This window comes from Neisseria gonorrhoeae (assembly GCF_013030075.1).
In the GTDB taxonomy this organism is placed as follows: Bacteria; Pseudomonadota; Gammaproteobacteria; order Burkholderiales; family Neisseriaceae; genus Neisseria; species Neisseria gonorrhoeae.
On sequence record NZ_AP023069.1, the window covers coordinates 2,052,383 to 2,074,391 of the forward strand.

The window sequence follows — 22,009 nt, forward strand, 5'->3', positions numbered from 1 at the left end:
GCAATCCGATGCCGTCTGAAGCGTTATCCGGCGTTCAGACGGCATTTTGTTTTCCGACAGTTTATAAACTGTCGTTGTTTCTTGACAGAAACAACGACCTTATTTATTTGAAACGATTGGAGGACATGATTATGGGTTTTTGGGGTAGTGTGGGAAAAGCAGCAAAAGCAGTAGGCGAGGGATTGATTGAAGCCGGCAATCAGCATAAGGCGTTGAAAATGGAATATGCGGAGAAATCAAGTGAGGAGCTGCATGAAATCGTAAAGAGTGATGGTTTTTTTAAAAATTCCACACGGGAGAAAGGTGCGGCTTATGCTGTTTTAAAAGAGCGTGGCGAGGTTTGAACGGGAAACGGCGGCATTTGCCGCTGTTTTTTTATCGGCAGGCATCCGTCCGAATATCGGGGCAAGGTTTCAGACGGCATCGAAGGTTGCTATGATATAGTGGCTTGACTTTAAACCGGTACGGCTCCGCCTTGCCCTGATTTGAAGTTCATCCGCTATCACATTCCCGCCATCCTTTCAAACGGAATCCGAAATGTCCGACCACCGCCTCGACACCGCCCGCCGCCATTCCCTGTTCCTCGCCCGCCAGCTCGACAACGGCAAACTCAAGCCCGAAATTTTCCTGCCCATGCTGGACAAGGCGTTGACGGATGAGGATTTCCAAGCCTTTGCCGACTGGGACAAAATCCGCGCGGAAGAAAGCGAGGAAGAATTGGCGCGGCAGTTGCGCGAGTTGCGCCGTTATGTGGTGTCGCAGATTATCGTGCGCGATATAAACCGCATCAGCGATTTGAACGAAGTTACCCGCACGATTACGCTGTTTGCCGATTTTGCCGTCAATACCGCGCTGGATTTCGCCTACGCCTATTATCAGGACATGTACGGCACGCCGATCGGGCGTTATACCAAATCGCCGCAGCATTTGAGCGTGGTGGCGATGGGCAAGGCGGGCGGCTATGAGCTGAACGTGTCTTCCGACATCGATTTGATTTTCGTCTATCCCGAATCGGGCGACACCGACGGCAGGCGCGAACGGGGGAATCAGGAGTTTTTTACCAAAGTCGGGCAGAAACTGATTGCATTGTTGAACGGCATTACTGCCGACGGGCAGGTGTTCCGCGTCGATATGCGGCTGCGGCCGGACGGTGATTCGGGCGCGCTGGTGTTGAGTGAAACCGCGCTGGAGCAATATCTGATTACGCAGGGGCGCGAATGGGAACGCTATGCGTGGTGCAAAGGCCGCGTAGTCACGCCGTATCCGAACGACATCAAATCGCTGGTGCGCCCCTTCGTGTTCCGCAAATATCTGGATTACGGCGCGTATGAGGCGATGCGCAACCTGCACCGCCAAATCCGCAGCGAAGTCAGCAAAAAAGGCATGGCGGACAACATCAAACTCGGCGCGGGCGGCATCCGCGAGGTTGAATTTATCGCCCAGATTTTCCAGATGATACGCGGCGGCCAAATGCGCGCGCTGCAACTGAAAGGCACGCAGGAAACGCTGAAGAAAATTGCCGAGATGGGCATTATGCCGTCTGAAAACGTCGAAACCCTGCTTGCCGCCTACCGCTTCCTGCGCGATGTCGAACACCGCCTGCAATACTGGGACGACCGGCAAACCCAAACCCTGCCGATCTCGCCCGAACAGCGGCAACTGCTCGCCGAAAGCATGGGTTTCGACAGTTATGCCGCTTTTTCAGACGGCCTCAATGTTCATCGGAACAAAGTCAATCAGTTGTTCAACGAAATTTTGAGCGAACCTGAAGAACAAGCGCAAAGCAATAGCGAATGGCAATGGGCATGGCAGGAAAAACCCGACGAAGAAGAACGGCTAGGCCGTCTGAAAGAACACGGGTTCGATGCCGAAGCCGTCACCGCAAGGCTCGAACAAATCTGCCACGGACATAAATACCGCCGCCTTTCCGCACACGCCCAGCCGCGCTTTGACACCATTGTGCCGCTGTTCGTACAGGCGGCGGCAGAGCAAAACAACCCGACAGATACGCTGATGCGGCTGTTGGATTTTCTCGAAAACATCAGCCTCCGCTCCGCCTATCTCGCCTTCCTCAACGAACATCCGCAAACCTTGGCACAACTGGCGCAGATTATGAGCCAAAGCTCGTGGGTGGCGGCGTATCTGAACAAATATCCGATTTTGTTGGACGAACTCATCAGCGCGCAGCTTTTGGATACCGCGTTTGATTGGCAGGCACTCGCCGCCGCCCTTTCAGACGGCATCGAAGCCTGCGGCGGCGATACCGAAGCGCAAATGGACACGCTGCGCCATTTCCAACACGCCCAAGTCTTCCGCCTCGCCGTCCAAGACCTCGCCGGATTGTGGACGGTAGAATCCCTCTCTGACCAACTCTCCGCCCTCGCCGACACCGTCATTGCCGCCGCCCTTTCGTGCGCGTGGGCGGATATGCCCAAAAAACACCGCGACACCCCGCAATTCGCCGTCATCGGCTACGGCAAGCTCGGCGGCAAAGAACTCGGCTACGCCTCCGACCTCGACTTAGTCTATCTTTACGACGATCCCCATCCCGAAGCAGGCGACGTGTACAGCCGCCTCGCCCGCCGCCTGACCAACCGGCTTTCCGCCGCCACCGGCGCGGGCAGCCTCTACGAAACCGACCTGCGCCTGCGCCCTAATGGCGACGCCGGTTTCCTCGCGCACAGCATCGCCGCCTTTGGAAAATACCAGCGTGAAAACGCATGGACATGGGAACACCAGTCCCTCACCCGCGCCCGCTTCATCTGCGGCACACCCGAAATTCAGACGGCATTCGACCGCATCCGCACCGAAATGCTGACTGCCGAACGCGACCAAACCGCCTTGGCAGGCGAAATCATCGAAATGCGCGAAAAAATGTTCCCCACCCATCCGCCTGCCGACAGCAACGTCAAATACGCGCGCGGCGGCGTGGTCGACGTCGAATTTATCGTCCAATATCTGATACTTGCCCATGCCCGCCAGTATCCGCAACTCTTGGACAACTACGGCAACATCGCCCTATTGAACATCGCCGCCGACTGCGGTTTGATTGACAAAACCCTCGCCGGACAAAGCCGCACCGCCTACCGCCTCTACCGCCGGCAGCAGCACAACACCAAACTGCGCGACGCGGCAAAAACCGAAGTAAGCGACGAATTGCTGTCCCATTACGGCAATGTCAGGAAATTGTGGCGGGAAGTGTTCGGGGAGGAAGCGGCAACCGCCTGAACAAAAAATGCCGTCTGAAGCCTGACGATTCGGGTTTCAGACGGCATTTGTTTTTGGCTGTGTCTGAACAATCGGTACGATTTCGGTTGTTTGCAAATTGAAAGGCGGTTATTCCTATGTTCAGGCGGCAAACCGAAATATTTTCCCCAACCGATAGGGCGATATCAAAGCCTATTCGAATACCGCCTTTACGGGGAAGGGGCTTTCCGAGCTTGACCATGGTCAGGCTCGGCAAATCAGCCCGCATCCTGTCGATGCGTCCGTCCAAATCGGTTTGGAACGCCGCAATGTGATATCCGCCTATCAAGGTTTTGCGTGCGTGTGTCGGCGAGGGCTTTGCCAAAACCGAAATCAAAATCAAGTTGTCAGGCATCCTTCCGTTTCTATTAAAATAGCGCATTCCATTTTTCAGACGGCATCCTTATGTTTCCCGACCAATCCGCCCCCAATCTGCTGCAAGGCTTGAACCCCGAACAACTCTCCGCCGTAACCTGGCCGCCGCAATCCGCCCTCGTTTTGGCAGGCGCAGGCAGCGGCAAAACGCGCGTGCTGACCACGCGTATCGCATGGCTTTTGCAAAGCGGACAAGCCAGCGTACACAGCATTATGGCGGTAACGTTTACCAACAAGGCCGCCAAAGAGATGCAAACCCGATTCGGCGCAATGATTCCCATCAACGTCCGCGCTATGTGGCTCGGCACGTTCCACGGTTTGTGCCACCGCTTTTTGCGCCTGCACCACCGCGACGCAGGCCTGCCGTCTTCCTTTCAAATCCTCGACAGCGGCGACCAGCTTTCCCTCATCAAACGCCTGCTCAAAAGCCTCAACATCGCCGAAGAAATCATCGCGCCGCGTTCGCTGCAAGGCTTTATCAACGCGCAAAAAGAATCCGGTTTGCGCGCTTCCGTCTTGGGCGCGCCCGATCCGCACACAAGCCGCATGATTGGGTGCTACGCCGAATACGACAAAATCTGCCAACGCGAAGGCGTGGTCGATTTCGCCGAACTCATGCTCCGCAGCTACGAAATGCTGCAAAGTAACGAAATCCTGCGCCGGCACTACCAAAACCGCTTCAACCACATTCTGGTCGACGAGTTTCAAGACACCAACAAACTGCAATACGCCTGGCTCAAACTCATGGCGGGCGGTAACGCAGCGGTATTTGCCGTCGGCGACGACGACCAAAGCATTTACCGCTTCCGCGGCGCAAACGTCGGCAACATGACCGCACTGATGGAAGAATTCCACATCGACGCGCCCGTCAAACTCGAACAAAACTACCGCTCCGTCGGCAACATCCTCGCCGCCGCCAACGCCGTTATCGAAAACAACGACGAACGTCTCGGCAAAAACCTGCGCACCGACGCCGAAGCAGGCGACAAAATCCGCTACTACTCCGCCTTTACCGACCTCGAAGAAGCCCGGTTCATCGTGGATGAAACCAAAGCCCTCGAACGCGAAGGCTGGGATTTGGACGAAATCGCCGTCCTCTACCGCAGCAACGCCCAATCGCGCGTCATCGAACAAAGCCTGTTCCGCAGCGGCATCCCCTACAAAATCTACGGCGGCCTGCGCTTTTACGAACGCCAAGAAATCAAACACGCCCTCGCCTACCTGCGCCTCGCCGTCAATCCCGACGACGACAACGCCCTCTTGCGTGTCATCAACTTCCCACCGCGCGGCATCGGCGCGCGCACCGTCGAAAACCTTCAGACGGCCTCAAACGAACAAGGCATCACCCTCTGGCAGGCAGCCTGCAACGCCGGCGCGAAAGCCGCCAAAGTCGCCGCCTTCGTCCGCCTGATTGAAGCCCTGCGCAACCAAGTCGGACAAATGCACCTGTCCGAAATCATCGTCGGCATCCTCAAAGACAGCGGTCTGACCGAGCACTACCGAACCCAAAAAGGCGACAACCAAGACCGCCTCGACAACCTTGACGAACTCGTCAACGCCGCCATCGAGTTCAAACCCGAAGACAGCAACTTTGAAACCCTGCCCGAAAACATTTCAGACGACCCCGCCTTCCCCATCCTCGCCTTCTTGAGCAACGCCGCCCTCGAATCCGGCGAAAACCAAGCAGGGGCAGGCGAAAAAGCCGTCCAACTGATGACCGTCCACGCCGCCAAAGGCTTGGAATTCAACGCCGTCTTCCTCACCGGTATGGAAGAGGGGCGTTTCCCCAGCGAAATGAGCCTTGCCGAGCGCGGCGGCCTCGAAGAAGAACGCCGCCTCATGTACGTCGCCATCACCCGCGCCCGCAAACGCCTCTACATCACCATGGCACAGCAACGCATGCTGCACGGACAAACCCAATTCGGCATCGCATCCCGCTTCGTCGAAGAAATCCCGCCAGAAGTATTGCACTACCTGTCCGTCAAAAAACCCGCCTTCGACAGCTACGGCAACACGCGCCAAACCACCGTACAACGGGACAAAATCATCGATGACTTCAAACAGCCGCAAACCTACGCAGGCTTCCGCATCGGACAAAACGTCCGTCACGCCAAATTCGGCACCGGCGTGATTATCGATGCCGCAGACAAAGGCGAATCCGCCCGACTGACCATCAACTTCGGCAAACAGGGCGTGAAAGAGCTGGATACCAAGTTTGCGAAATTGGAAGCGATGTAAATTTGAAATGCAGGCCGGATATTCGTATCCGACAAAAAAACATTTGACGCGTTTATCGTTTCCGAAAAACCGCTGTTGGAAATGTCGGATTCGAGAATCCGACCTACGGCAAAAAACCGTAGCAAGGACAAGGCAAATAGTCGTCTGAAAACGGGAAGGGCAATTTTGCCGCAGCCGCCGCCGTCATTCCCGCGAACCTACATTCCGTCATTCCCACGAAAGTGGGAATCCGGAACGCAAAATCTAAAGAAACCGTTTTATCCGATAAGTTTCCGCACCGACAGGTCTGGATTCCCGCTTATGCGGGAATGACGGCGGCGGGAATCGGTGGATTCGGCGGAGTTGGTGGATTTGGCGGGCTGAAGCCCGCCCTTGTATATCGGAACTTCCGTATCATAGCGACAAACCGCCCGGCCGCCACCCGCGCCCGCCCAAGGCAGACAACCGTTGCGTAGCTCAGGGAGCGGCAGGGCAACCCATCGGCACAACCGGACAGTTGCCAACTGTATATGGCTGCCGCGGCAGCGACACGTTTTGAACCGCTTATTCGGGATTTCCACCAACGCCTGCTGTATAGCGGATTAACAAAAACCGGTACGGCGTTGCCCCGCCCCGGCTCAAAGGGAACGGTTCCCTAAGGTGATGAAGCACCGGGCGGATCGGTTCCGTACCATTTGTACCGTCTGCGGCCCGCCGCCTTGTCCCGATTTTTGTTAATCCGCCATACAAGGGTAAGCCGTATAAGGTTGCCGTTACGGCATGTATGCGCAAACTGCCGACGATATCGAATGCCCGGATGCGTGATTATTTTGCCGCAAACGATACCGCCGAAAACGGTATTCGGACGGCTTGATTTGAGTTTTGGTATTTTTGCCCGACGGGGTGGAAAATACAGTTGCTACGGCTCGATGAATCGTCAGAAATACCCGAACCGTCATTCCCGCGCAGGCGGGAATCTAGGACGTGGAATCTAAGAAACCGTTTTATCCGATAAGTTTCCGCACCGACAAAACCAAATTCCCGCCTGCGCGGGAATGACGGCGGCGTATTCGGTAGAGTTGGCGGATTTGGCAGGCCTCAACCCATCCTGCAATCCACCCTGCCCGCCTTTTACGAATCCGCCGCCATCCAGGAAAACGCAAAAAAATGCCGTCCGAAAACCTTTCGGACGGTATTTTCGCGGGCAAATCAGTAGAAGACTTCGCGCCGGCTCAAGCGTTTCATACCGCACGTCGGATCGGGCGGGTTTCGGAAGGGCGGTGTGAAATGAAACGGTGCGGACGGCGCGGATGCCGCCATCCTGCCCCGAACCGGCGGCAAAGCGTCATCGCGGTTTGAATCGGGCGGGCGCGTGCCTGTTCCGGCACGGATGCCGTCTGAAAGCGTCGGCCCGGGGCTGCGTCAGCCCAAGGCGAAAAGCTCCCTGCCGTGGATTTTGATCCGCTGTTTTGCTTCGGGCGTGTAGGGGGCGAAGCGGCGGGTCAGTTCCCAAAAGGCGGGGCTGTGGTCGGGATGGGCGAGGTGGCAGAGTTCGTGTATGCAGACATAGTCGGCAACGTATTCGGGTGCGCCGACCAGCCGCCGGTTGAGGCGTATGCCTGTGGTTTTGCGGCACACGCCCCAGAAGGTTTTGGCGGAGGTCAGCGAGGAGGAGGCGGGGAACAGTTGCGTGGCGCGGGCGTGGTGTTCGAGACGGGGAATCAGGTAACTGTGCGCCTGCCGTTCCAAAAAGTCCCGCAGCAGCGCAAGCTGTTTTTCGGGCGCGCCTTCGGGGACGAGGATTTCAGACGGCATCAGCAGGATTTGCGTGTCTTGATGGGCGGTAAGGGCAAGCTGCCTGCCGTGGAACCAGATATGTTCGGGCAGTCGGTTTGCCGTATTGTGCGGCGGTGTTTTCGCCAGTGTCCGCCGCAGGACGGCTTCGTTTTCATACAGCCAGCGGTTGAGGGCGGAGACGGAGAAGCAGGGTGGGACGCTGATGCGGACGGTATGTGTGCCGATAGGGCGGATAATCAGGTTTTTCTTGGCACGGCGGTTGATTTCGACGGTCAGTTCTATGCCGTCTGAAAGGGTGTGAATCAGGGAGGTCATGCGGTTTCAGACGGCATTTCGGCGGCAAACGGGCCTGCGCCGGAAATGAGCGGCTGCTGCGTTTCGATGAGATGTTCGCATTTTTCCATCAATTCGGCTTCGCTGCCGCTTGCGTGCGGGATGGTCGGACAGATGATGACGGTGATTTCCCCCGGATATTTCAGAAAGGAATTTTTCGGCCAAAATTCGCCGCTGTTGAGGGCGACGGGGACGATGTCCATCTCAAACATTTTCGCCATGCGCGCGCCGCCGAGTTTGTATTTGCCGCGTTTTCCGGGCGCAAGGCGCGTGCCTTCGGGGAAAATGGTAATCCAATAACCTTCGTTTTTGCGCGCCAAACCCTGTTTTATGAGCTGTTCGTTGGCTTCGCGGCGGTTGTTGCGGTCTATGCCTATGGTTTTGACCAGTTTCAAGCCCCAGCCGAAAAAGGGGATTTTGAACAACTCGCGCTTGGCAACGTAAACCTGCGGCGGAAAAATCTCTTGGAGCGCGAGCGTTTCCCAGCCGCTTTGGTGTTTGGCGCAGATGACGGAGGGGCGGTCCGGAATGTGTTCCGCGCCGATGATGCGGTATTTGAGCCCGACGATGTGTTTGAGCGACCAGTTGAGGATGCCGACCCAGACCCGCGCCATCTTGTGCGCCCCGTCCCGGAAAGGCGAGGCGAGCAGCATAAAGGGAAAGAGGAAAATCAGGCTGGAACAGAGTATCAGCCAGTAAATCAGGTTGCGGATGATGAGCATGGTTTTGCCTTGTCGGAAATGCGGTATGTTCAGTCGGCTTGCGGTGCGGCGTTTTCCTGCATGATGTATTGTGAGAAATCGAGCAGGGTATCGAAAACCTGTGTGTGTCCGGGTAATTCGTGTCCGTGTTGGGAGAGCGTTTTTTTGCCTTTTCCGGTCAGAACCAGCGCGGGTTTTCCGCCGACGGCATCGATTGCCTGCAAATCGCGCAGGCTGTCGCCGACCAGCCAAGTTTCCGAAGCTTGGGCGTTGAAGCGTTCGAGGATGTCTTCAATCATGCCCGGTTTGGGCTTGCGGCAGTTGCAGCCGTCGGCGCCGGTATGCGGGCAGAACCAGATGCCGTCGATTTCCCCGCCCGCCTGACGGATGAGGCGGTGCATTTTGGCATGCATTTCGGTGAGGTCTTGAACGGTAAAATATTTGCGGCCGATGCCGGATTGGTTGGTGGCGACGGCAACGGTGCAGCCTGCCTGCGTCAGGAATGCCACCGCATCCATGCTGCCTTCGACAGGTATCCACTCGTCAACGGATTTGACGAAGTCGTCGCGGTCCCGGTTGATGACGCCGTCGCGGTCGAGAATGATGAGTTTCATCACGGTTCCTTTGGGTTGGGCGGGTTCGGGGATGGCATTATACTGAAATATCGGTGGAAATGCGCCTGTGCTGCATTATAATGCACGCTTTCGATAATAATTCGCAACGGCACAGGTATGCCGTTTTGAGGAGTGGGGCGGGATGGTTGCCTATGCTTTCCTATTTTTGTTTGTAACGGCGGTGGTGCTGCTGATTGTCAGGTCGCACTACCGCTGGACGTATTTTTTCGCGTCGGCGCTGTTTGTCTTTTTGGCGGGCGGTATGCTGATGTTGACGGCGCAGTGGCAGCGCGCCTTGAATTTCGCTTCGGTCTGGTTTGTGGTGCTGATACTGTTCCACAGGCTGAAAATCCATTATTACAAACAGCCGCTGTTGATTTCCGACTTTTTGCTGATTGCCGACTGGCGGAATTGGGAAACGCTGTTTCATTATAAGGAAGCGGTTATCGGTATGGCGGGGCTGCTGGCTTTGGCGGCATATGCGGTTTTCGGCTGGAGCGGTGCGGATTCTTTGGGTATGCCGTGGCGTTGGGCGGGCGCGGTTCTGTTTGCGGCGGCGTTCGTGTCGGTGCGGCATTTTTCCAAGCACCCCGGCGCGGTAAAGACGTGGCTGGACTCGCTGCCGGACGACGGGCGCGACGTGTTTTTGAACCTGCCGATGTCCTGTCGGGCGGTGTTTTTCCAAGTACCCGTGTTCGAGGGCGACGGGGAAGCGTTTGCCAGGCAGATGCCGTCTGAAACCCGGCCGTACGGCATGTCGGATGAAAAGCCCGATATTGTCGTTACCCTGATGGAATCGACGCTCGATCCGCACTGTTTCGATTTTGCCGCCGCCAAAATTCCCGATTTGAAAATGTTCGGACGGCAGGAAGATACTGTATTTTCCTCACCTTTGCGCGTGCATACTTTCGGCGGCGCAACGTGGAAGTCCGAATTTGCGTTTTTGGCGGGTGTTCCGTCCACAGATTTCGGCGCGTTGGCAAGCGGCGTGTTTTATTCGGTCGTACCGCATTTGCAGACCGGTTTTGTCCGCAACCTGCGCGAACACGGTTATTTTTGCGTGGCGCTCTCGCCGTTTACCAAGGGCAACTACAATGCCAAGGCAGCATATGACCATTTCGGCTTTAATCTGATGTTCCAGCCGCAAGATTTGGGCTATCCCGCGCCGATGGGCAAAAACCTGTGGCACATTTCCAGTGAGGAAATGATGCAGTATGCGCGGATGATTCTCGAAAAACGCCATCCCGATTTGGAAAACGTGCGGCAGCCGATGTTCGTATATGTGCTGACCATGAAGGAGCACGGGCCGTATCGGACGGATACCGACAATGTGTTTGATTTGGATGCGCCCGATTTGAATGCGAAAACCGTATCCGCGCTTAACGACTACATCGGGCGCATTGCCGATTTGGACAAAGCGGTGGAAAGTTTCGACCGTTATCTGCACGAACGCGGCAAACCCTTTGTTTTCGGTTATTTCGGCGATCATCAGGTACCGTTTGAGGGCGTGTCCGTCAGGAAGAAATGGGATTACGCTCAGCCGGATTATGTAACGCAGTTTGCCGTCAGGAGCAATATTGCCGGCGGATTCGTACAGCGGCAGGATTTCCTCGACCTTGCCTTTGCAGGCGGCGTACTGATGGAGGCGGCTGGTTTGGAAGCCAAAGACGGCTTCATGCGTGCGAATATGGCGATGCGCGGTTTGTGCGGCGGAGGGTTGGAAGACTGCCCGAACCGGGAGTTGGTCGGAAATTACCGCAACTATCTGTACGACGTTTTGAAAATTGCCCGTTAGCTTTTTGCCGCACGGCTGCAACGGTTGCGAAAATGCCGTCTGAAAACCCGTTCAGACGGCATTTTGTTATACGGATGCCAGCATGTCGGTCAGTCGGTCGATGTGGTGCGACAGGGACGGGTTGTAGTTCAGCGCCCGCATCGGGTCGGACAGGCGGTGTCCGCCCTGTTTTTTAAGGCTGACGGCTTGGGCAACGGCTTGCGCGAGGGTTTCCGGGTTTTGTCGTGAGAAAAAGAATCCGGCTTCTTCGTTCATGACCTCTGTACATGCCATGTTTTCGGAGAGGACGACGCGTGTGCCGCATAGGGCGGATTCGACACCGACCAGCCCGAAGGGTTCGTACAGGGATGCCATAATGGTAAAGTCGGCGGCGCGGTAGAGTTCGGGCATATCGGTGCAGAAGCCCAGTCCGACGACGTTTTTCATCGGGCGGGGAAGCGGTGAACCGGCAACGGCGAGCTTGACGGGCAGTTCGGTTTGTTCGAAAAAGTCGGCGAGCAGTTCCAGGCCTTTGCGCGTGTGGCCGGTCGATGGGAATAGGAAAACGGTTTCATGGTCGGCAAAACCGTATTTGGCGCGCAGGGCGGCAGTTTCTCTAGGTTGTGGAAAGAAGCGTTCCGTATCTGCGGGGGGGGGGGCGACTTGGATTCTTTCGGGGGGAACGCCGTATAGTCCGACCAGTTCGCGCCGCATCATATGGGAATGCGCCACAATCAGTTTGGCGGTGGCGTAGTTGCTGCGGTTGCGGCGTATGGCGAGGCGGTCGAGCAGGTTCGGTTTTTGCGCCATATGGTGCAGGTAGCCCAAGTGCGTGCCGCCGCAGATGAGGAGGTCGGCGTAATCGGCGTGGTGGCAGGCAATCAGTTTGGCGGCACTGTTTTTTCTGGTTTGAGCGAGCCGGCTTGAAAAGAGGAACGAGCGTAGTTTTTTCAGCGTCCGGCGTTGATCGACAAGATGGGGTTCGATCATGGCGTATTCGGGAATGCCGTGATCAAATTTCGTCGCATAAACGGCCGGTGTGATGTTTTGTCTGTTCAGACCCTTTACCAAATCCAATGTGTAGCGTTCCGTGCCGCCGCCGTGTTTGAAGTTGTTGGTTGCAATGTCTATTTTGAGCTTCATCATTGTTCCTTTATGGTTGCGTCCCGCGCCTGTCGGGGCGGGATTTGTGCGTGAGGGGGTAGGGTAATGCGCTGTGTGCCGGAATACGGTTGCCGTTTGTTGCGGCAATGCCGCCTGAAGCCGCCGGCGGGTTTCAAACGGCATTTTGCCTTTATCCTTTAAATACGGGGACGAGTTCCATTTGGCTCAATACCTGTGCGGCGATGTTGGCGATGCCGAAAAGGAAGACCCAAACCATCAGCCACAAGCCGCCGTAAACTTTATAGGTTTTGCCTGCGCCGAATTTTTTGCGCGAACGGTAGAGCAGCATGGCGGGGATGATGCCTGTCCAGACGGTTGCCGCCAGGCCGACGCAGCCGATGGCGGTAACGAAGCCGGTGGGGAAGAGCAGGCAGGAAATCAGGGGCGGCAGGAAGGTCAGCGCGGCGGTTTTGGTGCGGCCGGACATGCTGTCGTTCCATTTGAAGATGTCGGCGATGTAGTCGAACAGGCCTAAGGTTACGCCTAAAAACGAGGTGGCGATTGCCATGTAGGAAAATAGGGACAATATTTTATCCATATTACCGGTTTGGGCGAATTTGGACAGGGTTTCAATCAGGACGGAGACTTGCCCTTCGGCGGCAATCACGGGGGCGAACTCGTTGCGCGGCAGGTTGCCTTGGATGGCGGTTTGCCAGAGGACGTAAATTACCAAGGCAACCAACGTACCTGCCCAGATGGATTTCGCCACTTTGGGCGCGTCGCCTTTAAAGTATTTGAGCAGGCTGGAAACGTTGCCGTGGAAGCCGAAGGAAGCGAGGCAGACGGGCAGGGCGGTGGCGGCGTAAATCCAGTAGCCGGTGCCGGCGGGGGCTTGGGTGTCGAAGAGGACGGACGGTTTGGCATCGGCAACCAGGCCGCCGGTTGCCCAAATAAAGGTTAATACCATGCCGCCGATGAGGACGCCGGTAAAGCGGTCGACCAAGCGTGCGGATGCCCATACGCAAAAGGCGAGGATGCCGAAGAAGACGAGTTGTCCGACGGTGAGCGAAATTTTGCCGCCTACTGCGCTGCCGATGCCTTTGGCGGTCAGGTCGCCGCCGACGAAGATGTAGGCGTAGGTGAGCAGGTATAAAACGAAGGCGACGGCGATGCCGTTGATGATGTTCCAGCCGCGTCCGAGCAGGTCTTTGACCATGGTGTCGAAACTTGCGCCGTGCGGATAATGGGTGTTGACTTCCAAAATCATCAGGCCGCCGGAGAGCATGGAAAACCAAGTGTAAAGCAACACAATCAGCGAGCCTGTAAACCATACGCCGGAGGTGGCGGTGGGGTTGGCGAGCATACCTGCGCCGATGACCGTGCCGGCGATAATCATCGCGCCGCCGAAGAGCGACGGAGTTTTGGCGGACATATAAGCCTCCTCGGGAAAAACAGCCTGCATTATGCCGTAAAGTGTAAGGGTTTGTAAGGTATTTGCGCCGCGCCGCCCGAAAAGGCTTTCAGACGGCATTGCGTCCCATAGTATAATCTTGGGTTTTTGAGTGGGGCGGTTCGTCAGATGGGAGGGAAAATGTCCGACAAAAAATATAATGTCGATGAGGGAGAAATCGCCAAGTTCAGCCGGATTGCCGACAAATGGTGGGACAAGTCGGGCGAGTTCAAAACCTTGCACGACATCAATCCGCTGCGGCTGGATTATATCGACGGACACGCGGATTTGCGCGGCAAACGGGTTTTAGATGTAGGCTGCGGCGGCGGCATCCTCGCGGAAAGCATGGCGCGGCGCGGCGCGGCGTTTGTCAAAGGTATCGACATGGCGGAGCAGTCGTTGGAAACCGCCCGCCTGCACGCGGCTTTGAACAATGTCGCCGATATCGAATACGAATGTGTCCGCGTGGAAGACCTTGCCGGGGCGGAACCGCACTCGTTCGATGTGGTAACGTGCATGGAAATGATGGAACACGTCCCCGATCCCGCCGCCATCGTGCGTGCCTGTGCCAAGCTGGTCAGGCCGGACGGCATGGTGTTTTTTTCCACCATCAATAAAAACCCGAAATCGTACCTGCATCTGATTGTGGCGGCGGAATATCTGTTGAAGTTTGTCCCCAAAGGCACGCACGACTGGAAAAAATTCATCTCGCCTGCCGAGCTGGCGCGGATGTGCCGTCAGGCGGGCTTGGATGTGGCGGATACGAAGGGTATGACTTACCATGTGTTGTCGCAAACTTATGCCCTGTGCGATTCGACCGATGTGAATTATATGTTTGCCTGCCGTCCGGCGTTCTGACGGCGGGTTTGCCCGTTTTTGAGCAAGTGAGTTGATATGTCTGTCTATACCAGTGTTTCCGATGATGAAATGCGCGGCTTCCTGAGCGGTTACGATTTGGGGGAATTTGTTTCCCTGCAGGGCATTGCGCAGGGGATTACCAACAGCAATTATTTTCTGACGACGACTTCGGGACGTTATGTGCTGACCGTGTTTGAAGTGTTGAAACAGGAAGAGCTGCCGTTTTTTCTGGAGCTTAACCGGCATTTGAGTATGAAGGGCGTGGCGGTTGCCGCGCCGGTTGCGCGCAAAGACGGCCGGCTCGATTCCGTTTTGGCGGGCAAGCCGGCCTGCCTGGTTGCCTGCCTGAAAGGTTCGGATACCGCGCTGCCGACGGCTGAGCAGTGTTTCCATACCGGTGCGATGTTGGCGAAAATGCACCTTGCCGCCGCCGATTTCCCTTTGGAAATGGAAAACCCGCGTTACGATGCGTGGTGGACGGAAGCGTGCGCCCGGCTGCTGCCCGTCCTGTCGCAAGACGATGCCGCGCTGCTGTGTTCCGAAATCGATGCGCTGAAGGACAATCTCGGCAACCATCTGCCTTCGGGCATCATCCACGCCGACCTGTTTAAAGACAATGTGTTGCTTGACGGCGGTCAGGTATCGGGCTTCATCGATTTCTATTATGCCTGCCGGGGCAATTTTATGTATGACTTGGCGATTGCGGTCAACGATTGGGCAAGGACGGCGGACAATAAGTTGGATGAGGCGTTGAAAAAGGCGTTTATCGGCGGTTATGAGGGCGTGCGCCCCTTGAGTGCCGGGGAAAAGGCGTATTTCCCGACCGCCCAACGCGCCGGCTGCATCCGTTTTTGGGTGTCGCGCCTGTTGGATTTTCATTTTCCGCAGGCGGGCGAGATGACGTTTATCAAAGACCCGAACGCGTTCCGCAACCTGCTGTTGAGTTTGGATTGAGTGCGTCCGGCGTTTGACAGAAATGCCGTCTGAAAGGGTTTCGGACGGCATTTTTATGGCTGATTAAAACGAAAATGAGACGATAGCCGGGTATTTTCCATTTTAAATCAATGTAATTCATTCTGTTCCCGATGTTTATGCCGCCTGAAACCCATCCTGTGCCGGGCTTCAGACGGCATATTGCTTCAAAGCAGGTTTTCCGAGGCAACCCAGTTCAGAATATCGGCTTCGACCGCTTCGGGCGTGCCGGGGTTGGCGATTTTGACCCCGTATTCGCCTTCGCCCAGTTCCTCGAGGATTTCCAGTTGCGAATCGAGCATCCCTGCTTTCATGTAGTGCCCTTTGCGCGACATCATGCGTTCGAGGTTGATGTCTTGCGGCGGACTGAGGTGGATGAAGGCGGCTTTGCCTTCGGCTCCGCGCAGAATGTCGCGGTAGCCGCGTTTGAGGGCGGAACAGGTTACGATGGTGTGGTCCGCGCCGTTTTGCGCCTGTTGCGTCATCCAGTCGCGCAGATTGCCCAACCACGGATAGCGGTCTTCATCGGTCAGCGGAATACCCGCGCCCATCTTGTCGCGGTTGGCTTGGGTGTGGAACTCGTCGCCTTCGGCATAGGGACATTGACCGAGGTGTTTCTGCAGGGACGGCGCGGCGGTGGTCTTGCCGCAGCCGCATACGCCCGTAACGACAAAATGCGTAGTCATTTACTATCCTTTCCGTCTGTCAGACGATGGCAAACAGCAGTGCGGACAAGGCAAAGCCGATGAGTGCGATGAGGGTTTGGTTGACCGTCCAGGTTTTCAGCGTGGTCGGTACGTCCATATCCAAGAGGCGGCCGACCAGCCAGAAGCCGGAGTCGTTGAAGTGGCTGCAACCGACCGAACCTGCCGCCGTTGCCAATACGATACAGGCGAGCTGCCAGTCGGTAAAGCCGGCGGCGGCAACGGCAGGAGCCATCAGCGCGGCGGCGGTGGTCAGGGCGACGGTTGCCGAACCTTGCGCGATACGCAGTGCCAAGGCGGCAAGGAAGCAGCCCAAAAGGACGGGAATGCCCAAATCCGCCATGCTGTCGGCGAGTGCCTTGCCGATGCCGGAAGCGCGCAAAACGCCGCCGAACATACCGCCCGCGCCGGTAATCAGAATCACGGAACAGACGGGGGCGAGTGCGCCGTCCACGGTTTTTTCCAACGTGCTGCCGCTTTCGCCGCGTTTGCGTCCCAAGACCAACAGTGCGGCCAATACGGAAATCAGAAGGGCGACAGGTGTCGAACCGATCATTTTTGCCGTCTGAACCCAGGTTTCGTCCGCGCTCACGAGTTTTTCGCTGATGAGGGCCGATACGCCGGTATTCAGGAAAATCAGCAGCATGGGAATCAGCATGACGGCGACGACCGTTCCTGCTTTGGCAGGTTCTTTCGGCGGGTCGCTGTCTCGCGTGCCGCCGCTGAGCAGTTCGGGAACGGGAACATGGATGGCGCGCCCCAACACTTTGCCGAGCATATAGCCGCTGAAATACCATGTGATGAAGGCGGTCGGCAGACCCAAAATCAAAACCTGGCCGATGTTCGCGCCGTAAAATTCGGAAGCGGCAATCGGGCCCGGATGGGGCGGCAGGAAGACGTGCATGACGGATAAATGCGCCGACGGAGGCAAGCGCGAAGGGCAGTACGTCCTGTTTCATGCGCCGTGCGGTGGCGAATACGATGGGCAGCATGACGATTAGTCCGGCATCGAAGAAAATCGGGAAGCCGAAAATCAGCGAGGCAACGCCCGGCGCGAACGGTGCGCGTTTTTCGCCGAACATCCGGATCAGCGCGTCCGCCAGCGACTGTGCGCCGCCGGATGTTTCTACCAAACGTCCGAGCATTGCGCCCAGACCGACCAGAAGCGCCACGCCGCCGAGCGTGCCGCCGAAGTTTTTGACCAGTACGTCGTTGACGATGCTGCCTGTGGGCAAACCGGTTGCCAAAGCCGTCAGCAGGCTGGCGATGACCAGTGTCAGCAGCGCGCGGATGCGGAATTTGACGATTAAAATCAGAATGAGGATGATTGCCGCCGCCGAAATGCCCAACAAGGTTTGCGCGGACAGCGTCTGTGTCCGGCCGTCCATTTGTAAAGCCTTTCTCTGTAATAAAAGTACAAAATTGTCAGGTTTTTTTAAGTTGTGCGAAAACGATAGCACAAATCGGGCGGTAAGTTGTTTGTCTGAAGTTATATTCCTGTTTATTTGAACGATTTATAGTGGATTAACAAAAACCGGTACGGCGTTGCCCCGCCCCGGCTCAAAGGGAACGGTTCCCTAAGGCGCTGAAGCACCGGGCGAACCGGTTCCGTACTATTTGTACTGCCTGCGGCCCGCCGCCTTGTCCTGATTTTTGTTAATCCGCTATATTTCAGACGGCGGGAGGAAGGCGGATACGGTACGTAGTCGGATTGAAATATACGGTATGTGGGGCTTTTGGGTACAATCGCAACATCAGTGTTTCAAGTGGGGAAGGCGATGGATGGACGGCGTTGGGCGGTACGGGGTGCTTTTTCCCTGCTGCCTTCGGCTTTTTTGGCGGTAATGGTCGTTGCGCCTTTGTGGGCGGTGGCGGCGTATGACGGTTTGGCGTGGCGCGCGGTGCTGTCGGATGCCTATATGTTCAAACGTTTGGCGTGGACGGTGTTTCAGGCGGCGGCAACCTGTGTGCTGGTGCTGCCTTTGGGCGTGCCTGTCGCGTGGGTGCTGGCGCGGCTGGCGTTCCCGGGGCGGGCTTTGGTGCTGCGCCTGCTGATGCTGCCGTTTGTGATGCCGACGCTGGTGGCGGGCGTGGGCGTGCTGGCTCTGTTCGGGGCGGACGGGCTGTTGTGGCGCGGCCGGCAGGATACGCCGTATCTGTTGTTGTACGGCAATGTGTTTTTTAACCTGCCCGTGTTGGTCAGGGCGGCGTATCAGGGGTTTGCTCAAGTGCCTGCGGCACGGCTTCAGACGGCACGGACGTTGGGCGCGGGGGCGTGGCGGCGGTTTTGGGACATTGAAATGCCCGTTTTGCGCCCGTGGCTTGCCGGCGGCGTGTGCCTTGTCTTCCTGTATTGTTTTTCGGGGTTCGGGCTGGCATTGCTGTTGGGCGGCAGCCGTTATGCCACGGTCGAAGTGGAAATTTACCAGTTGGTTATGTTCGAACTCGATATGGCGGGGGCTTCGGCGCTGGTGTGGCTGGTGTTGGGGGTAACGGCGGCGGCAGGGTTGCTGTATGCGTGGTTCGGCAGGCGCGCGGTTTCGGATAAGGCGGTTTCCCCCGTGATGCCGTCGCCGCCTCAATCGGTGGGGGAATATGTATTGCTGGCATTTTCGGTGGCGGTGTTGTCCGTGTGCTGCCTGTTTCCTTTGTCGGCAATTGTTGTGAAAGCGTGGTCGGCCGGCGAATCGCGGCGTGTGTTAATGGAAAGTGAAACGTGGCAGGCAGTGTGGAATACTTTGCGCTTTTCGGCGGCGGCGGTGTTTGCGGCGGCGGTTTTGGGTGTGGTGTATGCGGCGGCGGCGCGGCGGCTGGTGTGGATGCGCGGACTGGTGTTTTTACCGTTTATGGTGTCGCCGGTTTGTGTTTCGGCGGGCGTGCTGCTGCTTTATCCGGGGTGGACGGCTTCGTTACCGCTGCTGCTGGCGATGTATGCGCTGCTGGCGTATCCGTTTGTGGCAAAAGATGTTTTATCGGCCTGGGATGCACTGCCGCCGGATTACGGCAGGGCGGCGGCAGGTTTGGGCGCAAACGGCTTTCAGACGGCATGCCGTATCACGTTCCCCCTCTTGAAACCGGCGTTGCGGCGCGGTCTGACTTTGGCGGCGGCGACGTGTGTGGGCGAATTTGCGGCAACCTTGTTCCTGTCGCGTCCGGAATGGCAGACGTTGACGACTTTGATTTATGCCTATTTGGGGCGTGCGGGTGAGGACAATTATGCGCGGGCAATGGTGTTGACATTGCTGTTGTCGGCATTTGCGGTGTGCATTTTCCTGCTGTTGGACAACGGCGAAGGCGGAAAACGGACGGAAACGTTATAATGCGAACCCTTTTTCAGAGGACGGCAAAATGAGCGAGTTGAGCGAAATCCTTTCCTATAATCAGAAGTTTGTCGAGTCGGGAGAATATGAAAAATACTTTACCGACAAATACCCCGAACGCGGGCTGGCGGTTTTGTCCTGTATGGATGCGCGGATTATCGGGCTGCTGCCCGACGCGTTGGGTTTGAAAAACGGCGATGCCAAGCTGATTAAAAATGCCGGCGCGCTGGTTACGCACCCGTGGGGTTCGGTGATGCGGAGCCTTTTGGTTGCCGTGTTTGAATTGAAGGTCAGAGAGATTATGGTCATCGCCCATCACGATTGCGGTATGCAGGGGCTGAATGCCGAAGAATTCCTCGGGCGCGTCCGGGAAAGCCGGATTCCCGAAGACCGTATCGAAACCCTGCGTTATGCAGGTGTCGACCTCGACGGCTGGCTGACCGGTTTCGACAACGTCGAAGACAGCGTGCGCCACACGGTGGACCTTATCCGCAACCATCCGCTGATGCCGCGCCATATCGCCGTTCACGGACTGGTCATCCATCCCGTTACCGGCAAACTGACGCTGGTTGTGGACGGCAGTGTTTCAGACGGCATGGACTTATCGGAAGGAATGGAAACATCATGAAGAAAATCGGACTGTTCGGCGGCACTTTCGACCCGATACACAACGGGCATTTTCATATCGCCCGTGCCTTTGCCGACGAAATCGGGTTGGACGCGGTTGTTTTCCTGCCGGCAGGCGGCCCGTATCACAAAGACGCCGCCTCCGCTTCCGCCGCCGACCGCCTTGCCATGGTCGAACTGGCGACGGCAGAAGACGCGCGTTTTGCCGTCAGCGACTGCGACATCGTCCGAGAAAGTGCAACCTATACTTTTGATACCGTCCAAATCTTCCGCCGGCAGTTCCCGTCCGCGCAACTTTGGTGGCTGATGGGCAGCGACAGCCTGCTGAAGCTGCACACATGGAAAAAATGGCAGTTGCTCGTGCGCGAAACCAATATCGCCGTCGCCATGCGGCAGGGCGACAGCCTGCACCAAACCCCGCGCGAACTGCACGCGTGGCTGGGCAATGCCCTTCAGGACGGCAGCGTCCGCATCTTGTCAGCCCCGATGCATAATGTGTCGTCAACGGAAATCCGCCGCAACCTGAGTGCCGCCGGTGTTTCAGACGGCATCCCGCCTGCCGCCGCCCGTTATATCCGAAAACACGGTTTGTATGAAAAATAAAGTCAAATCAGTAAGGAGAGGCTATAATGCCGTCTGAAAACATCCCGTTAGGAAAACAATGAACGAACAAGAACTGCAAGACCTGCAAAAAATGGTCGGGGTCGCCGTCAATGCCCTCGAAGACATCAAAGCCAAAGACATTTCCGTTCTCGAAACGCAAGACAAAACTTCGCTGTTTGCCAGAATGATTATCGCCAGCGGCGACAGTACGCGCCAAGTCAAAGCACTGGCCAACAACGTTGCCGTCGATTTGAAAGAAGCCGGTTTTGAAATCCTCAGTACCGAAGGAGACAGCGGCGAATGGACGTTGGTTGATGCAGGAGACCTCGTCGTCCACGTCATGCTCCCTGCCGTGCGCGACTTCTACGACATTGACACCATCTGGGGCGGCGAGAAACCGAGTTTCCACGCCGGAATGCAGAAGCCGTGGCACGCTGCAGACTGATTCCCGATGCCGTCTGAATATTCATACGGCATTTCCTGTAAGGGGGAAAGCATTGAACATTACCGTCTTGGCAGTCGGCACCAAAATGCCGCGTTGGGTTGATGAGGCCGTCGCCGAATACGCCAAACGCTTCGGACGCGACGCCGCCTACGCACTCAAAGAAATCAAACCCGAAAAACGCGGCGCGGGCGTGAATGCCGTCCAAGGTATGGCGGCGGAAGAAAAACGCATCCTTGAAGCCATTCCGCAAGGCGCGTTCCTCGTCGTTCTTGACGAACGCGGCAAAGCACCGACCTCCGTCGAGCTGGCGGAACACCTCAAAAGCTGGCGGCAAAACGGCGAACACGTCTGCTTCGTCATCGGCGGCGCGGACGGCATGACCGACCGCCTCAAACAACAAGCCCGCATGATGATGCGCCTGTCCAGCCTCACCCTGCCGCACGGCATGGTGCGCGTCCTTCTGACCGAGCAGCTCTACCGGGCCGTTTCCATCCTGCACAACCATCCTTATCATCGGGAATAAAAAGGCTTTTGTCTGTACCCCCTAATCGGTTAAAATCGCCCCGTTATTTCTGAACACAGCAAAGGAATCCGCTATGGCACGAATGGTATTCTGCGTCAAGCTCAACAAAGAAGCCGAAGGCATGAAATTTCCGCCGCTGCCCAACGAATTGGGCAAACGCATTTTTGAAAACGTATCGCAAGAAGCATGGGCGGCGTGGACGCGCCACCAAACCATGCTGATTAACGAAAACCGCTTAAGCCTTGCCGATCCGCGCGCGCGCGAATACCTGGCTCAGCAGATGGAGCAGTATTTCTTCGGCGACGGCGCGGATGCCGTGCAGGGATACGTTCCGCAATAACGGTTT

19 protein-coding genes and 2 pseudogenes are annotated in these 22,009 nt (G+C 56.7%); 14 read left to right on the forward strand and 7 right to left on the reverse strand.

All coding sequences use genetic code 11. The annotated features are described in order from the left end of the window. The first annotated feature begins 8 nt into the window (after positions 1-8). From HT085_RS10810 to HT085_RS10835, 5 genes and pseudogenes are all read left to right on the forward strand, one after another. Entirely contained in the window at positions 9-344 is a 336-nt protein-coding gene (locus HT085_RS10810) for a hypothetical protein (protein WP_003690361.1), read from the forward strand. A gap of 193 nt (positions 345-537) precedes the next feature. Beyond that, positions 538-3,228 carry a bifunctional [glutamate--ammonia ligase]-adenylyl-L-tyrosine phosphorylase/[glutamate--ammonia-ligase] adenylyltransferase gene (gene glnE, locus HT085_RS10815; RefSeq protein ID WP_003690363.1) on the forward strand — a complete coding sequence of 897 codons (2,691 nt, stop codon included), beginning with the start codon at positions 538-540 and terminating at the stop codon, positions 3,226-3,228. 423 nt (positions 3,229-3,651) lie between these two features. After that, on the forward strand, positions 3,652-5,859 hold the full coding sequence (uvrD, locus tag HT085_RS10825) for a DNA helicase II (protein WP_003690365.1): 2,208 nt from the start codon (positions 3,652-3,654) through the stop codon (positions 5,857-5,859). 727 nt (positions 5,860-6,586) lie between these two features. Beyond that, positions 6,587-6,712, forward strand: a pseudogene (locus tag HT085_RS10830) (IS110 family transposase); the annotation flags it as partial. A 293-nt stretch (positions 6,713-7,005) separates the two neighbouring features. Beyond that, on the forward strand, positions 7,006-7,197 hold the full coding sequence (locus tag HT085_RS10835; protein ID WP_014580443.1) for a hypothetical protein: 192 nt from the start codon (positions 7,006-7,008) through the stop codon (positions 7,195-7,197). Between the two features lie 63 nt (positions 7,198-7,260). Here HT085_RS10835 and HT085_RS10840 read toward each other — a convergent pair whose 3' ends face one another. Genes HT085_RS10840 through gmhB form a run of 3 tightly spaced genes read right to left on the reverse strand, consistent with a single transcriptional unit; the run spans position 7,261 to position 9,283 of the window. Then, positions 7,261-7,950 carry a YgjP family zinc-dependent metalloprotease gene (locus tag HT085_RS10840; RefSeq protein ID WP_003690369.1) on the reverse strand — a complete coding sequence of 230 codons (690 nt, stop codon included), beginning with the start codon at positions 7,948-7,950 and terminating at the stop codon, positions 7,261-7,263. Next, complete coding sequence (locus tag HT085_RS10845; RefSeq protein ID WP_003687014.1) at positions 7,947-8,690, reverse strand: lysophospholipid acyltransferase family protein; 744 nt, start codon at positions 8,688-8,690, stop codon at positions 7,947-7,949. Before HT085_RS10845 ends, HT085_RS10840 begins: the two co-directional genes overlap by 4 nt. A 29-nt stretch (positions 8,691-8,719) precedes the next feature. Then, complete coding sequence (gene gmhB / locus HT085_RS10850; RefSeq protein WP_003687015.1) at positions 8,720-9,283, reverse strand: D-glycero-beta-D-manno-heptose 1,7-bisphosphate 7-phosphatase; 564 nt, start codon at positions 9,281-9,283, stop codon at positions 8,720-8,722. A gap of 142 nt (positions 9,284-9,425) precedes the next feature. Between gmhB and HT085_RS10855 the strand changes: the two genes are divergently transcribed. Continuing rightward, positions 9,426-11,078 carry an LTA synthase family protein gene (locus tag HT085_RS10855; protein ID WP_003697862.1) on the forward strand — a complete coding sequence of 551 codons (1,653 nt, stop codon included), beginning with the start codon at positions 9,426-9,428 and terminating at the stop codon, positions 11,076-11,078. A gap of 66 nt (positions 11,079-11,144) precedes the next feature. Here the strand turns inward: HT085_RS10855 and HT085_RS10860 are convergent, their stop codons facing one another. Together HT085_RS10860 and HT085_RS10865 are read right to left on the reverse strand one after the other, a co-directional pair. After that, a complete protein-coding gene (locus tag HT085_RS10860; RefSeq protein WP_010951397.1) occupies positions 11,145-12,200 on the reverse strand; it encodes a glycosyltransferase family 4 protein in 1,056 nt (351 codons plus the stop codon). Positions 12,201-12,351: 151 nt separating this feature from the next. Continuing rightward, on the reverse strand, positions 12,352-13,593 hold the full coding sequence (locus tag HT085_RS10865) for an aromatic amino acid transporter (RefSeq protein ID WP_047918020.1): 1,242 nt from the start codon (positions 13,591-13,593) through the stop codon (positions 12,352-12,354). 147 nt (positions 13,594-13,740) lie between these two features. Here HT085_RS10865 and ubiG point away from each other — a divergent pair, with 147 nt between their 5' ends. Both ubiG and thrB read left to right on the forward strand, forming a co-directional pair. Beyond that, the gene (gene ubiG / locus HT085_RS10870) at positions 13,741-14,469 is read left to right on the forward strand and encodes a bifunctional 2-polyprenyl-6-hydroxyphenol methylase/3-demethylubiquinol 3-O-methyltransferase UbiG (protein ID WP_003687021.1); all 729 of its coding nucleotides are present in this window, start codon (positions 13,741-13,743) and stop codon (positions 14,467-14,469) included. Positions 14,470-14,505: 36 nt separating this feature from the next. After that, entirely contained in the window at positions 14,506-15,423 is a 918-nt protein-coding gene (gene thrB, locus HT085_RS10875; protein WP_003687024.1) for a homoserine kinase, read from the forward strand. A gap of 185 nt (positions 15,424-15,608) precedes the next feature. Here thrB and HT085_RS10880 read toward each other — a convergent pair whose 3' ends face one another. Together HT085_RS10880 and HT085_RS10885 are read right to left on the reverse strand one after the other, a co-directional pair. Then, positions 15,609-16,127 carry a gluconokinase, GntK/IdnK-type gene (locus tag HT085_RS10880; RefSeq protein WP_003690379.1) on the reverse strand — a complete coding sequence of 173 codons (519 nt, stop codon included), beginning with the start codon at positions 16,125-16,127 and terminating at the stop codon, positions 15,609-15,611. Positions 16,128-16,146: 19 nt separating this feature from the next. After that, positions 16,147-17,533 (reverse strand): annotated as a pseudogene (locus HT085_RS10885) (GntP family permease). A gap of 390 nt (positions 17,534-17,923) precedes the next feature. Here HT085_RS10885 and HT085_RS10895 point away from each other — a divergent pair. The 6 genes from HT085_RS10895 (at position 17,924) to HT085_RS10920 (ending at position 22,003) form a co-directional block, all read left to right on the forward strand. After that, the gene (locus tag HT085_RS10895) at positions 17,924-19,465 is read left to right on the forward strand and encodes an ABC transporter permease (RefSeq protein WP_010356090.1); all 1,542 of its coding nucleotides are present in this window, start codon (positions 17,924-17,926) and stop codon (positions 19,463-19,465) included. 28 nt (positions 19,466-19,493) lie between these two features. Next, positions 19,494-20,093: a beta-class carbonic anhydrase gene (locus HT085_RS10900; RefSeq protein ID WP_003690382.1), complete on the forward strand. Its 600-nt coding sequence runs from the start codon at positions 19,494-19,496 to the stop codon at positions 20,091-20,093. Beyond that, complete coding sequence (nadD, locus tag HT085_RS10905) at positions 20,090-20,695, forward strand: nicotinate-nucleotide adenylyltransferase (RefSeq protein ID WP_003687035.1); 606 nt, start codon at positions 20,090-20,092, stop codon at positions 20,693-20,695. Before HT085_RS10900 ends, nadD begins: the two co-directional genes overlap by 4 nt. Before the next feature lie 58 nt (positions 20,696-20,753). Then, complete coding sequence (gene rsfS, locus HT085_RS10910) at positions 20,754-21,140, forward strand: ribosome silencing factor (protein WP_003687037.1); 387 nt, start codon at positions 20,754-20,756, stop codon at positions 21,138-21,140. A gap of 52 nt (positions 21,141-21,192) precedes the next feature. Beyond that, a complete protein-coding gene (rlmH, locus tag HT085_RS10915) occupies positions 21,193-21,663 on the forward strand; it encodes a 23S rRNA (pseudouridine(1915)-N(3))-methyltransferase RlmH (protein ID WP_003690383.1) in 471 nt (156 codons plus the stop codon). 73 nt (positions 21,664-21,736) lie between these two features. Then, positions 21,737-22,003: an oxidative damage protection protein gene (locus HT085_RS10920; protein ID WP_002214948.1), complete on the forward strand. Its 267-nt coding sequence runs from the start codon at positions 21,737-21,739 to the stop codon at positions 22,001-22,003. Positions 22,004-22,009: the final 6 nt, after the last annotated feature.